Raw genomic sequence first — 13,646 nt, forward strand, 5'->3', positions numbered from 1 at the left:
CTACCCCTCGCCCCTGTCCTTTCCGCTTCAAGTTTATTCGGCTTCGCCTCACCCGAGACGCAGGTATCCACACGCACCTCGCGCGGCGAACATGCCTGGCGGCGCCAGTTGAGGGAGGTGCCACGTTGTGCACCGGAGGCGCACCGTTGGGTGGTTGGGGTGCGGATCTGGTGCACAAAGTGGGCCGGAGCCGGCCGCCGGCGGAGCCAGGTGGGTGCGCGAGGCGAGAGCGTGACGGGGTGCGCGAGGCGGGCGGCCGGGTGGGAGGGGCAGTGTTCGCTGGCGGCAGGGGAAACTGTCGGTGGGGTGGGTCACGATGGTGGGGTGAGTGCGCAGCGGGTTGAGCTTGGGGAGTTTTTGAAGGCGCGGCGCGCGCGGGTGGCTCCTGGGGACGTGGGGCTGCCGGCGGGTGGGCGCCGGCGGACGCCTGGGTTGCGGCGGGAGGAGTTGGCGCAGCTCGCGGGGGTTGGCGTGACTTGGTACACGTGGCTCGAGCAAGGGCGGCCGATCAACGCGAGTGGGCAGGTGCTGGACGCGGTTGCGACGACGCTCGGGCTCACCCCGGTCGAGCGGGAACACCTGTACCGCCTGGCCGAGGCGACCCCGGTCCGGCTTCCGTCGACGTCGGACTGCGCGAGTGAGGCGGTGTTCATCGAGATCGTCAACGCTCTCGATCCGCTGCCGGCGGTGATCACCAATACCCGGTTCGACATCATCCGCGCCAACCGTGCGTACAACGACCTGTTCCACGACTGGCACCAGCTGCCGTGCATCCACAAGAACCTGCTCTGGTGCGTCATCACCGAGCCGTCTGCCCGCGCCCAGTTGCTGAACTACGAGACCGAGGTCCCGTACCTGGTCGGTCGGCTCCGCTCGGCGTACGGCGAACACATCGGCGACCCGGACTGGGAGACCGACCTTGAGCGGCTGCGGGCGATCAGTCCCGAGTTCGCCCAGCTGTGGTCGCGGCATGAGGTTGCCGCGTGTACGCCGCGACTGCGCCGGATCCTCAACCCGGTCGCGGGCGAGCTGGACTTCACCGTCACCGAGCTCGCGGTCCCGGCGCACCCGGACCTGGTCCTGTTCGTCGAGACCCCGGCGAACGAGGACACTCGCACCAAGCTCCCGCTCACCCGCAGGCAGCCGGCCGACCAGTCAGCGTGACCGCGGGGGTCACTGCTCGATGGAAGGACGGATCCGGCGCAGCAGGCTCTTGTCGGCGTACTGACCGACGCGGTACGTCGACCAACCGTCGACGCCGGCGCCGACCGCACCACCGAGCAGCGGAATGCGGCGGGTGATCGTGAGGGCCATCTTCTTGCCGCTGATCCGCGCGATCAGCTCGGCGACGACTTCACCGGAGACCTGACGGTCGAGCTCAGGGTCGAACACCGGAGCGGTCGCGATGGCGATCGGAGACGTCGGCAGGCTCGACTTCTTCAGCCGGTCGGCGACGCCGTCCTCGCCGAGCAGGCAGGTGATGACGGCGGTACGAACGCGTGGATCGCCCAGGTCGTATCCGCGAAGGTGCGCGATCGCGGCCACCATCCGGGCCTGGACGATCGCGATGCCGGTCAGGTTCGCGGGCAGGGCGACCGGGAGGGTGACGAGGCCGCCGAGGCCGGTGGCGAATCCTTGCACGCCGGCCAGCCGGATGTGCTGGTCGATCACGGCCTCGATCGCGAGCTGTGGGTCGCCGCCGCACCGGGCCAGCTTGTTGTCGGCGATCCGTTCCGCGCCCGGGAACCGCTGGTACCCGTCGATGGCGATCTCGAGGATCTGGCGCAACACACCGCCCGCAGCCGTCGGCGCAAGTCGCTGGGCGGCGGGCGCGAGACTATTGGCAACGAACCTGGCTACTCCGGCCACGGTGCTCCTTCCCGCCCGACCCCACGCGTAGAACCCGGACGTGCTTCAACTGTACGTGGCTTCCCGGCCCCCGCCACTCGGGGCAAACCCTTGGTGTCCCCGGACCTCCGGCCCATCACAACTGCGTCCGTTCCAAGCGTCCACGCGTGACCGAGCCGCCGCTGAGCGCATTGTGATGGCGTGGCGGTCCGTGGGGGTGGGGATGGGTGAAGATGGGGGTGTGCCTGTCGAGCCTGCTCCATCTATGTGGGAGTTTCCGCCGGTTGGGGTGGCGGGGGCGAGTGATGTGGTTGCGGGTGGGGCGGACCTGGAGCCCGGCACCGTGCTGGCGGCGTACCGGCGCGGTCTGTTCCCGATGCCGGACCATCGCGGCTCGATCCTGTGGTGGTCGCCGGTCGATCGGGGCGTGATCGACGTCGCCGGCTACAACCCGTCGCGGTCGTTGCGGCGGGCGCGGGCGAAGTTCGAGATTCGGGTCAACACCGCGTTCGACCAGGTGATTCGCGCCTGTGCGGACCCGCGCCGCCCAGGGTCATGGATCGACCGGGACGTCATCGCGTCGTACACCGAGCTGCATCGGCTCGGTTGGGTGCATTCGGTCGAGGCCTGGGACGGCGATGAGTTGGCAGGCGGGCTGTACGGCGTTGCGATCGGCGGACTGTTCGCCGGTGAGTCGATGTTCCATCACAAGACCGACGGCTCGAAGGCGGCCGTTGCCGGGACGATCGAGTTGCTGAACGATGAGTACGCCGCCGACCGGGTGTTCGACATCCAGTGGGTCACCGACCACCTGGCAACCCTCGGCGCGGTCTCGATCCCTCGGGAAACCTATGTACGCCGAACCTCGCGCGCCGTCGATCTCCCACTCCCGAAAGCTTTCAGCTGAGCTCCAACGAAGAAAGCTTTCAGCTGAGCCCGACGAAGGCCGCCATCTGCCGTGAGGCCGAGGCGAAGAACTCGTCCGCCGGATCCATCGACCCGACCAGCTGACCGAACAGCTCGAAGCTGATCATCCCGAACAGCTGCGTCCACACGATCACCGTCCGCACCAACACCGCCAGCGGAACGTCCGGCGCCAACGCGACCAGCACCTCTGCCTGCTGCGCCACCAGACCCGACGGCTCCGGCGCGTCGGCCGGGACGACCAGCCGCCCCGAAAGCTGAGCCCGCTGCAACAGCCCAAGCAGCAGCACCGGAACACGGATCGCCGGCTCAACGGTCGTCTGCGGCGCCTTGTACCCACTGATCGGCGACCCGTAGATCAGCGCGTACTCGTGCGGATGAGCGCGCGCCCAATCCCGGACCGCCGCATAGATCGCCAGCCACTCATCGACCAGATCGTCGCCGCCGGCAGCCGCCTCGGCCGCCGAACCGAGCGCGTCGTACGCGTCGATGATCAGCGCGGTCAGCAGCTCGTCGCGACTCGGGAAGTACCGGTACAGCGCCGACGAGACCATCCCGAGCTCCCGGGAGACCGCGCGCAACGAGAGCGCCTCGGCTCCGACAGTCGCGAGCTGCCGGCGCGCGGCGCTCTTGATCTCCTCGGTCAGCTCGGCCCGGGCTCGGTCACGGGCAGTACGTCCGGCGTTCATAGAGCCAGTGTGCCACAGAAACGAGAGCACTGCTCTTGACAGTGAGCAGCGATCTGATATTCACTGATCTCAACAGAGAGCACCGCTCTCGCAAAGCCGAAGGAATCGCCGCCATGACCGAGTACAAGCAGACCTACGACAGCAAGCGCGTCATCACCGCGAACGAGGGCAGCATGCGGGTCTTCAACAAGATCGTCGCCCGGATGACGAAGCTCGGTCTGAGCCTGATGGGCAGCCGGGTGCTCTCGGTCCAGGGCCGCAAGTCCGGCGAATGGCGCAGTACGCCGGTCAACCTGCTGGTGATCGACGGTCAGCGCTACCTGGTCGCCCCGCGCGGCCACACCCAGTGGGTGAAGAACCTGCGGGCCAGCGGCACGGGCCGGCTGCAGCTCGGCGGCAAGGTCGAGACGTTCCACGCCGAGGAGCTCGCCGACGCGGACAAGCTGCCGGCGCTGCGGCTGTACCTGAAGAAGTGGGCCTGGGAGGTCGGCGCATTCTTCGGCGGCGACGTCTCGAAGACCTCCCCCGACGAGGTCCTCCACCACATCGCCCCCGGAGTCCCGGTCTTCAAGATCAACGCCTGAAGGATCGACTAGTGATAGGCGGCCGCCTGGATCCGGTACAGGTCGGCGTAGTGCCCGTCGAGGGCCATGAGCTCCTCATGCGTCCCGGTCTCGACCACGTGCGCACCGTCGAGTACGACGATCCGATCGGCCATCCGCACGGTCGAGAACCGGTGTGAGACCAGGATCGTGATCCGGCCGTCCGTACTCTCCTTGGCCGCCGCCGCGTACCGCTCGAACAAGGCATGCTCGGTCTCGGCGTCCAGCGCGGCGGTCGGCTCGTCGAGCACCAGCAGGAGCGGCCGGTCCCGCATGAAGCCACGCGCCAACGCCAGCTTCTGCCACTGCCCGAAGCTGACCTCCGCACCATCCGGCCAAGTCGATCCGAGTTGCGTGTCCAGCCCAGACTCGAGCCGCTCCAGAACGTCCTCCGCTCCAGCCCGTCCAACAGCGGTCGTGACAGCCGGTACGTCGTCCAGCCGCGGAAGATCACCGAGTCCGACACTGTGCCCGGCCCGGAACTCGAACCGGAAGAAGTCCTGGAACGCACCCGCGATCTTGAGCCGCCACGCCTCCGCCGGTATGCGGTCCAGAGGCGTGTCGTCCAGCAGGATGCGTCCGCCGGTCGGCTCGTACAGCTTGCAGATCAGCTTCACCAGAGTGGACTTGCCCGCCCCGTTCTCACCGACGACCGCGATCACCTTGCCGGCCGGCAGATGCAGGTCGACGTCGTCCAACGCCAGCCGATCGGACCCGGCGTACGCGAAAGACACGTGCTCCAACCGGATGCCGTCCGTGAGTCGATCGGGTGCGGGCAGATCGGCCGTGGTGTCGAACGAGGCTGCGTAGTTCTCCAGCCAGACCAGCCGTCGCGACCCGTCCAGCCAGATCCCTCGCAGGAAGCCGATCTCGCCGACAGTTGCGCCGATGTACGACGACAATCGCGCACCGGCCGCCAGGATCAACAGCACGTTGCCGACCGAGCCGTGTAGCCCGGTCGCGACGTACAACACCGCACCGACGTACGCCGCTCCGAACACTGCCCAGGCGGCCGAGTGCCACGCGGCACTGGTCCATCGGGCGGCCGCGATCGGCTTGTACCACTGCTCCCATTCGCTGCGACGGTTCACCACGAGGTCACGCCCGATGCCGATGACGCGAACCTCTTTGCCGGGAGCGGGCGTGGTGGCCGTCTTGAACAGATGGTCGGCCAGTCGGCTGTGAGCGGCGTACTGCTCCTCGATCCGACGCTCGACGCCCGGCCGCCAACTGGAGCTGAGGACCGTGGGCAGCGCGAACACCAGCAGGAACGCGAGCAACGGATTGATCGACATCAGCAGGGCAACTGTCACACCGAGCCGCAGGATCCAGCCGCAGGTCGAGAAGAGCGACATGTACATGTGATCGAGCACGAACACCTGTTTGCGCAGTACCGAAAGGCGATCCAGGTAGTCGCGGCGTTCATGGTGCTCGACCGTGGCGACGGACGCCTGCAGTCGGGCGACATGGGCCTCGAGCATGATCGTGACGCGATCCCGGAACCGCCGGGAGATCCGGGTCGACAACGTCCGCAGGAGCCAGGTCGCGGTCACGGACAGCGCGAGTCCGCCCGCGGCCAGCAACGCCGCACGCCGGTCGTGGTGCAGCACTCCGTCGGCGAGGATCTTGAGCCACAACGCGAGCAGGGCATCCGGTACTGCGGCCAGCAGGGTCATCACGAACGCGGCGACGAGCAGCCACGGCTCATGTTGGTAGCCGAGCTTGCAGAGTCGCCACATCGCGGGAAGTGCCCGGGGGAGATCGTCAGAGCGTGTCATAGCTGAGCCCTTCCTCGTCGACCTCGGCCGTGAATCGCTGCGCCTGCAGGTCGAACATCGTCCGGTACCGCCCACCGAGCGCCATCAGCTCGTCGTGGCTGCCGAGCTCGACGACATGACCGTCCTCCAACACGCAGATCCGGTCGGCGTGCCTGACGGTCGAGAACCGGTGCGAGATGAGGATCGTGGTGACGTCGCGGGTCGCGGTCAGGATCCGGTCGAAGATCGCCGCCTCGCCGCGGACGTCCAGTTGGGCCGTCGGTTCGTCGAGCAGCACGAGACCCGCGCCCTGCCGGACCGCGCACAGCGCCCGCGCCAACGCGACGCGCTGCCACTGACCGCCGGACAGATCGGTGCCGTCGCCGTACCCCGTTGCGAGGCGGGTGTCGAGGTCAGCCAGATCCGCGGCGCCCGCGTCCGCGAGCGCGGCCCGGATGTCCGCCTCCGGAGCACCTGCGGGTGCGACGTTGTCCCGCAACGGAAGCTCGAGCTTGAGGAAGTCCTGGAAGACGGCGGCCACTCGCCCGCGCCAGGCGTCGACGTCGAGTTGTCGGAGGTCGCTGCCGTCCACGCGGATGGTCCCCGAGTCGGGGTCGTACAACCGGCAAAGCAGCTTGGCCAGCGTGGTCTTGCCCGCACCGTTCTGCCCGACGACGGCCAGCGACGAACCGGCCGGAATCTTCAGATCCAGCCCGTCGAAAACCGGCCGATCAGCATGTGGATAACGGAAACTCAGTCCCCGGATGTCGAGCTCGACAGCGCCTCCTGGAACTCTCAGGGTCCCAGGAGACAACGCACCGGCCGGCGCCATGGCCGGCTCCAATCGTTGTACGGCGGCAACCGGCGCGGCCGCACCGTCGAGCGCCCAGTTCAGCCCGCCGAACGCGATCATGCCGACACCGATCGCGACCTGGGCGAACACCACGAGCCGGTCGAGCTCCAGCCGACCGTCGATCGCCGCGGCACCCAGCGACCAGAACACGACACCGTTTGCGACGGCGATGATCAGCAGGCTCCAGATCATCGGGCGCTCCCGCAGCCGGGTCGCGGCGTACTGCAACTCGAACAGCCGGCGACGCCGCTCGGTGAAGCGCTGCACAGTCCAGTCGGCGAGGCCGAACAGCCGCAGCTCCTTCGCCGGATCCGGGCCGACCGCCAACTCGTAGGCGTAATTCGCGTGCCGTTGCGCCGACCGGACCTCGGCGGTGTTCCGGTCCTTCCAGACGCCGCTCTCCCGCAGCAACCAGTGCGTCGCCGTCCAGGCGGCGACGAGTAGCAACGGCGCCCACCAGGTGTAACCGAACAGCACGATCGCCGACGCGAGACCGCCGACCAGTTCGACCAGGCTGCCCGCGACGAAGTCGACGTTCAGATACATCGGCGGACCGGTCTGCCCGTGATCGAACTCCCGGGCAACGGTCAGATCCTCGCTCAGACTCGGGTCTTCGAGGTGACCGATCCCTGGCGGTCCGACGCATGCTTCCGCGAGCTTGTCGTTCAGGTACGCCGACACTCGGCTGCCGAGGTTGGCGCTGACGGCCTGGTGCATCGGCGTGAGCACCTGCAGCAGGATGAACGTCGTACCCATCAAGGTCAGCGGCGCGGCCAGCGCAGTACTGTGCTGAACCGCGCCGATCAGCCAGCCCATCGCGATCGCGAAAACCGCGGGCAATACGCCGCGCGCCAGCAGAAGCACCCACCAGGTAGTGGCCAGCTTCGAATCCGCGCGCGGCAGCACGGCAAAGAACTGCCACTCGGGGCGACGATGCAGCCGATTCACCATCTGCTCACCATGGCACGCGCCACCGACGAAAATCTTGAACGTTTGCCGGATCGCACCAGAACCAAGGGATTAGGCCGCGTGCGAGATCACGATCTTGCCGAATCCGCCGCCGTCGAGGTAGTAGCGGAAAGCGGCAGGAGTCTCGTCGAACGGAAAGACTCGATCGATCACCGGGCGCAGATCGGCGGCGGCGATGGCCTCGTTCATCGACTGGAAGTGCGCCTTGTGTCCCAAGGCGATCGGGCGCAGCGTGACCGAGGAAGTGAACAGCAGACGCGCGTCGATCGGGTCAGCGCCACCGAGCGAGCCGACGAACGCGACCTCGCCGCCAGTCGCGGTGGCCCGCAATGACTCGTTCAGCGACCCGGCCACATCCACGACGTGGTCGACACCGCGGCCGTCGGTCAGTTCACGTACCTGCTTCGCCCAGTCGGGCGTCAGGTTGTGGTTGATGACCGCATCGGCGCCGAGCTCGGTCAGCCGCGCCGCCTTCTCGTCACTGCCGGCGGTCGCGATCACGCGAGCGCCGAGCAGCTTGGCGAACTGCAGCGCAAACAGCGACACTCCGCCCGACCCGAGGGTCAGTACGTGTTCGCCAGGCGCCAGACCTTGCCCGCCGACAAGAGCGTTCCACGCGGTCACAGCCACACACGGCAGGGTCGCCGCCTCTTCATACGTAAGCTGACCCGGGATCGGTACGACGCCGTCCTGATCGAGTACGGCGTACTCCGTCAGCAGACCGTCCAGTGAGCCGCCGAGCTGGTCGGCGTGCGCCAGATCGAAGCGGCCGTCGAACCACCGCTGGAACACGACCCCCATCACCCGATCGCCGACCTGGACCCGATCCACCTCCGCGCCCACCGCGACGACCTCACCGGCCCCGTCGGACGCAGCGATGATGTCGTCGGCGACCGGCAGCGGATAGCGCCCGCGCAGAATGTTCAGCTCCCGCGAACTGAGCGAGTTCGCCCAGATCCGCACCAACACCTCGGTCGGACCGGGCGCCGGCACCGGATGTTCCCGCAACCGCAGACTCTCAAGCCCACCGCCGTACTGAATGTGATAACTCTTCATCGTCTCCACCCCCCAACCGTGCGCCCACCCCCCACCCACCCTCAATTCCCGCCCAGGAATCAGGCCCTGCCGCCGGTTAGTCCTCGTCTGCGGCGGAGGTCAGCTCGGCCTCCAACTCGGCAACACTCGGCAGCGCGGACTGAAACTCCTCGGGGAGCGAGTTGTTGATCGCGCTCGTCCACTCCGCCACTCCGATCGGCGCCTTGAAGCCCTTCAGGGCGTACTCGGCGACGACCTGCTTCTTGTTCCGGCAGAGCAGCAGACCGATCGTCGGCTTGTCGCCGTCCTTCGCGAGTACGTCGTCGACCACAGCCATATAGAGGCCGAGCTGCCCGAGGAACGACGCGTCGAACTTGACGGCTTTGAGCTCGACAACCACGTAGCACCTGAGTTCGAGGTGGTAGAAGAGCAGGTCGCAGAAGAACTCCTCGCCCTCCAGCTCGAGCCGAACCTGCTGCCCGATGAACGCGAATCCTTGTCCGAGTTCGAGGAGGAACTTGCCGACGTGCTCCACCAGCTTCTTCTCCACCTCACGCTCGCGCCAGCCGTCGGTCGCGCCGAGGAAGTCGAACAGGTACGGGTCGCGGGTCGCCTGCTGAGCGAGGTCGGACTCGTCGGGCGGCATCGCTGTCGCGAAGTTGGTCACCGCCTTGCCGGCCCGCTGGTGGAACCGGCTCTCGATGTGCAACGCAAGTACATCCCGACTCCAACCGCGCTCGACCGCCGCGGCGGCGTACCAGGATCGCAACTCTGGGCTGCCGAGCTTCTCCAGCAGGGCGACGTGGTGACGCCACGGCAATTGTGCAATGCCGCGTTGCACAAATGAGGGATCCGGCCAGGCGGCCGCGAAGGCTCGCATGTACTTGAGGTTGCGAGGCGAGTAGCCGGTCACCCCGGGAAAGCGGGACTTGAGGTCAGTTGAGAGGCGGTCGATGACCTTGGCGCCCCAGCCTTCCTCGTTCTGGCGGTCGAGGATGTCGCGCCCGATCGACCAGTAGCTCGTCAGCATTTCTTGATTGGCGGCGGTGACGGCGCGTCGGTGACCGGTGGCGACGTGGTTGGAGACGCTGTCGAGCAGCTCGGGGTACCAGGCGGGGAGGGAGGATCGGGCCGGGGCGCTCTCGAAGCGCGGGGTCTTGTTGTTCATGTGCTCAGGCTGGCTGGCTCGACGTGTGCGACACGACGGCCTTCGTGGGGCTTCTCGGGGCAGATCGGGGCAGATTGGTTGGGGTGCCTGCGAAGATGGCTGGATGATTACGCCCGAGGAGTTGAACGCGGCACCCAAGGTGCTTTTGCATGACCACCTGGATGGGGGTCTTCGGCCTGAGACGGTGTTGGAGTTGGGGCGGGAGATCGGGCATGCGTTGCCGCGGGCGGATGCTGCCGAGCTTGGGGCGTGGTTTGTCGAGTCGGCGGATTCGGGGTCGTTGGAGCGGTATTTGGAGACGTTTGATCACACGGTTGCGGTGATGCAGACCGCTGAGGCGATCAAGCGGGTGGCTAGCGAGTGCGTTCAGGATCTGGCGGCGGACGGGGTGGTGTACGCCGAGATTCGGTACGCGCCCGAGCAGCACCTGAACAAGGGGCTGACGCTCGAGCAGGTTGTGGATGCGGTGCGTGAGGGGTTTGAGCACGGGATGGCGACTGCGGAGCGGCCGATCGTCGTACGGCAGTTGCTGACCGCGATGCGGCACCAGGCTCGCTCGATGGAGATCGCCGAGTTGTCGGTCAGGTACCGCGATGCGGGTGTGGTCGGGTTCGACATCGCCGGCGCGGAGGCCGGGTACCCGCCCACCCGTCACCTGGACGCGTTCGAGTACCTGCAGCGGGAGAACGCGCACTTCACCATCCACGCCGGCGAGGCGTTCGGGCTGCCGTCGATCTGGCAGGCGATCCAGTGGTGCGGCGCCGACCGGCTCGGGCACGGCGTACGGATCATCGACGACATCACGTACGACGAGGCCGGCGAGAAGGCTGAGCTCGGGCGGCTCGCGGCGTACGTCCGGGACCGGCGGATCCCGTTGGAGATGTGCCCGAGCTCCAACCTGCAGACCGGTGCGGCCGCGTCGATCGCCGAGCACCCGATCGGGCTGCTCGCCAAACTCCGCTTCCGGGTCACGGTCAACACCGACAACCGCCTGATGAGCGGTACGTCGATGAGCCGCGAGCTGGCCCTGCTCGCCGAGGCCTTCGGGTACGACCTCGCCGACCTCCGCTGGTTCGCGATCAACGCGATGAAGTCCGCCTTCCTCCCCTTCGACGAACGACTCGCGCTGATCGACAACGTCATCAAGCCTTGGTACGCCTCAAACTGAACGCTGGTAAGTCCTGAAAGCTCGCGTCGACAACCATCCGACGATCAACGTGAATGCCAGTAGATAGGCGCCATGCCGCCATACCGAGGACCAGTCGGGGTCAGCGGCCAGGGACTGGCGGGCTGCGATCGTGGCCCAGTCGACCGGGTTGTAGCGGGCGGCGACGTTCACCCAGTGCGGCGCCACCGACGGGTCGATCATGATCGACGACATGAAGGTCAGCGGCAGCGAAACGAACTGCGAGATGCCGATCAGAGCCTCCTGTTGCCGAGTGAGCAGCGCGACCGCGTTCGAGAGCGACCCGAAAGCGGTCCCGACCAGCATCGACGCGACGATCGTGACCAGATAACCGCCGACACCGCCGTCGTACCGCGCACCCGCCGCGAAGCCGATCGCGAACACCAGGATCGTCTGGATCAACGTCGTGGTCGCGTTGCTCAACAGTTGCCCGGCCATCAGCCCGCCGCGGCTGACCGGTGACGCGAGCAGCCGGTCCATCACGCCGCGCTCCATGTCCTGGATGAACGACGTACCGCTCCAGCCGCTGGTCATCAACGCGGTCATCATCACGATCCCCGGCGTCAGGAACGCGATGTACGACGAGTCGCCGAAGCCCGGGATGCGTACGACCCCTTGGAACAGCTGGCCGAACAGCAGCAGCCAGATCGCCGGCTGGATCAACGTGAACGCGATCAGCGCCGGCTGCCGGTACGACGCACGCGTCCACCGACCGAAGACGAGAGCTGTATGAGTGGACATCACGCGGCCTCCTCAGCGACCTTGAACGAACGACCGGTGTGCTGCAGATAGACATCGTCCAGCGACGGCCGCGACACCGTCACCGCGACGACCGGAATCGCCTTGTCCTCAAGGGCTCCCAGTACGGCGGGAACTGCGGTCGCACCGCGATCGACGCGTGCCCGCAGAGTGTTGCCCTCGACAACGATCTCGCCGATACCGGGCAACTGCTGCAGCAAGGTGCGGACCGACCCGTCGAGGTCGGCGTCGACCAGCTCGACCTGCACGGAGTCGCCGCGCAACGCGGACTTCAGCGCCTCCGGGGTGCCCTCGGCAACGATCTTGCCGTGGTCGACGATCGCCAGCTGACCGGCCAGCCGGTCGGCCTCCTCCAGGTAGTGCGTGGTGAGCAGAACGGTCAGGCCTTCCTGGCCGGACAGCCGGATGACCTCGTTCCACAGGTCGGCGCGTGCCTCCGGGTCGAGACCGGTCGTGGGCTCATCGAGGAACAGCACGCGAGGCCGGTGGACCAGACCGAGTGCGACGTCCAGCTTGCGCTGCATGCCGCCGGAGTACGTCTTGACCGCTCGGCTGCCGTGGTCGGCCAGGCCGAACCGCTCCAGCAGCTCGCCAGCCCGGCGTACGGCGTCCTGTCGGGACAGACCGAAGATCCGGCCGCTCAGCACCAGGTTCTCGAGACCGGTCGCCATCGGATCCGAGCTGGTCTTCTGCGGGACGTAGCCGATCGAGCGCCGGACCTGGTCCTGCTGAGCGACCACGTCGTACCCAGCGACACGCGCCGTACCGGAGTCGGCCCGGGACAGCGTGGTGAGGATCTTGACGGTGGTGGACTTGCCGGCGCCGTTCGGCCCGAGCAGCCCGAGGACGACGCCTTCCGGAACGCTGACGGTGAGACCGTCGAGCGCTCGTAGCGGTGGTTTCTTGCGGCCGGCCGGGTACGTCTTTACCAGGTCGACCGCTTCGAGGGCATGCGTGATCATCAGGTGACTCCCTTGTGTGCGGGGAGCCGGCCCGGGCTGGCTATCCTGATGGGTGCGCCTTGGGTGCCAGGTCTTCGGACCGACTCGAGGAACCGCGGCCCTTGACCCTGGTGTTGCCGCACCGTTGGGTCGAGGGCCGCATCTTTACTGTGCTTCCGGCGGCATCGCCTTCATCCAGGCGAACTCCTGGCCGAAGTACTTGACCGGATCCTTCAGCTGCTCGGTAGGACTGATTCCCTCTTCCAGGAAGACCTTCCAGGCCTTCCGCCAGAACTCCGAGCCGCCGAGTTCGTCGGTGCGGATCTCCTCCACGAGCTGGTGAACGTACGCCGACTCGGCCGCCAGCAGCGCCAGCCGGAACTCCGACTCGACCCAGAAGATCCGCGGGAACTCCATCGACGCCATGTGCTCGTGCAGCGCGGTGGTCTCCTCGATCTCCGCGTCGACCACCGCGAGCCGCTGCTCCAGCAACTCGACGGCACGATCAGGCGGCAGACCGGGCAGATACGCGAGGCCTGCCTCCAGCGGGTGGAACTCGCGCGACGGCGTACCGACCAGCTCGGACAGCCAGTCGCTGAACTCGGCCTGCCCGGCGTCGGTGATCTGGTACACCGTCCGCTCCGGCCGATTGCCCTCCCGGACCGTCTCCAGCGCCTCGACGAAGCCGTGCTTCTCCAGCGATGCGACGACCGAGTAGAGCGAGCCGTAGTTCATCTTGATGCTCTGGTCCTTGCCGCGGGCCCGGAGCATCGTGGAGATCTCGTAGGGGTGCATCGGCCGCTCGTTCAGGCTCCCGAGCACGGCGAACGCGAGTGGATTGCCCACCTTGCGTCTGGCCATCGCCCCTCCTCGATCTCGATTACTCGAAATCGAGTATTAGGCGACGGGTATCCG

Annotated in this window: 13 protein-coding genes; 4 read left to right on the forward strand and 9 right to left on the reverse strand. The window is 67.2% G+C overall.

Annotation, left to right across the window (positions count from 1 at the left end):
• The first annotated feature begins 324 nt into the window (after positions 1-324).
• Positions 325-1,164, forward strand: coding sequence for a helix-turn-helix transcriptional regulator (locus EV650_RS24165; protein ID WP_202874873.1), 840 nt, complete (start codon positions 325-327; stop codon positions 1,162-1,164).
• 9 nt (positions 1,165-1,173) lie between these two features.
• Here EV650_RS24165 and EV650_RS24170 read toward each other — a convergent pair whose 3' ends face one another.
• Positions 1,174-1,869, reverse strand: a complete 696-nt coding sequence (locus EV650_RS24170; RefSeq protein WP_134121291.1) for an EcsC family protein — start codon at positions 1,867-1,869, stop codon at positions 1,174-1,176.
• A 244-nt stretch (positions 1,870-2,113) separates the two neighbouring features.
• Between EV650_RS24170 and aat the strand changes: the two genes are divergently transcribed.
• Positions 2,114-2,755, forward strand: a complete 642-nt coding sequence (gene aat / locus EV650_RS24175) for a leucyl/phenylalanyl-tRNA--protein transferase (protein ID WP_134121292.1) — start codon at positions 2,114-2,116, stop codon at positions 2,753-2,755.
• A gap of 19 nt (positions 2,756-2,774) precedes the next feature.
• On the opposite strand, the gene EV650_RS24180 is transcribed toward aat, so the two are convergent.
• A complete protein-coding gene (locus EV650_RS24180) occupies positions 2,775-3,461 on the reverse strand; it encodes a TetR/AcrR family transcriptional regulator (RefSeq protein ID WP_134121293.1) in 687 nt (228 codons plus the stop codon).
• 113 nt (positions 3,462-3,574) lie between these two features.
• On the opposite strand from EV650_RS24180, the gene EV650_RS24185 reads away from it, so the two are divergent.
• A complete protein-coding gene (locus EV650_RS24185; RefSeq protein WP_134121294.1) occupies positions 3,575-4,045 on the forward strand; it encodes a nitroreductase family deazaflavin-dependent oxidoreductase in 471 nt (156 codons plus the stop codon).
• An 8-nt stretch (positions 4,046-4,053) separates the two neighbouring features.
• On the opposite strand, the gene EV650_RS24190 is transcribed toward EV650_RS24185, so the two are convergent.
• From EV650_RS24190 to EV650_RS24205, 4 genes are all read right to left on the reverse strand, one after another.
• A complete protein-coding gene (locus tag EV650_RS24190; protein ID WP_134121295.1) occupies positions 4,054-5,841 on the reverse strand; it encodes an ABC transporter ATP-binding protein in 1,788 nt (595 codons plus the stop codon).
• Complete coding sequence (locus EV650_RS24195; RefSeq protein WP_134121296.1) at positions 5,828-7,624, reverse strand: ABC transporter ATP-binding protein; 1,797 nt, start codon at positions 7,622-7,624, stop codon at positions 5,828-5,830. The genes EV650_RS24190 and EV650_RS24195 overlap by 14 nt, the downstream gene beginning before the upstream one ends.
• A gap of 69 nt (positions 7,625-7,693) precedes the next feature.
• Complete coding sequence (locus EV650_RS24200; protein ID WP_134121297.1) at positions 7,694-8,698, reverse strand: zinc-dependent alcohol dehydrogenase family protein; 1,005 nt, start codon at positions 8,696-8,698, stop codon at positions 7,694-7,696.
• Positions 8,699-8,774: 76 nt separating this feature from the next.
• Positions 8,775-9,845, reverse strand: a complete 1,071-nt coding sequence (locus tag EV650_RS24205; protein ID WP_134121298.1) for a PDDEXK nuclease domain-containing protein — start codon at positions 9,843-9,845, stop codon at positions 8,775-8,777.
• A gap of 103 nt (positions 9,846-9,948) precedes the next feature.
• Between EV650_RS24205 and EV650_RS24210 the strand changes: the two genes are divergently transcribed.
• A complete protein-coding gene (locus tag EV650_RS24210) occupies positions 9,949-11,013 on the forward strand; it encodes an adenosine deaminase (RefSeq protein ID WP_134121299.1) in 1,065 nt (354 codons plus the stop codon).
• On the opposite strand, the gene EV650_RS24215 is transcribed toward EV650_RS24210, so the two are convergent.
• The 3 genes from EV650_RS24215 to EV650_RS24225 form a co-directional block, all read right to left on the reverse strand.
• Positions 11,005-11,772, reverse strand: coding sequence for an ABC transporter permease (locus tag EV650_RS24215; RefSeq protein ID WP_134121300.1), 768 nt, complete (start codon positions 11,770-11,772; stop codon positions 11,005-11,007). The two genes, EV650_RS24210 and EV650_RS24215, sit on opposite strands and share 9 nt — an antisense overlap.
• Complete coding sequence (locus EV650_RS24220; RefSeq protein WP_134121301.1) at positions 11,772-12,752, reverse strand: ATP-binding cassette domain-containing protein; 981 nt, start codon at positions 12,750-12,752, stop codon at positions 11,772-11,774. The genes EV650_RS24215 and EV650_RS24220 overlap by 1 nt, the downstream gene beginning before the upstream one ends.
• A gap of 144 nt (positions 12,753-12,896) precedes the next feature.
• Entirely contained in the window at positions 12,897-13,592 is a 696-nt protein-coding gene (locus EV650_RS24225) for a PadR family transcriptional regulator (protein ID WP_134121302.1), read from the reverse strand.
• Between the last annotated feature and the right edge of the window lie 54 nt (positions 13,593-13,646).

Source organism: Kribbella kalugense (assembly GCF_004365875.1).
Classification (GTDB): Bacteria; Actinomycetota; Actinomycetes; order Propionibacteriales; family Kribbellaceae; genus Kribbella; species Kribbella kalugense.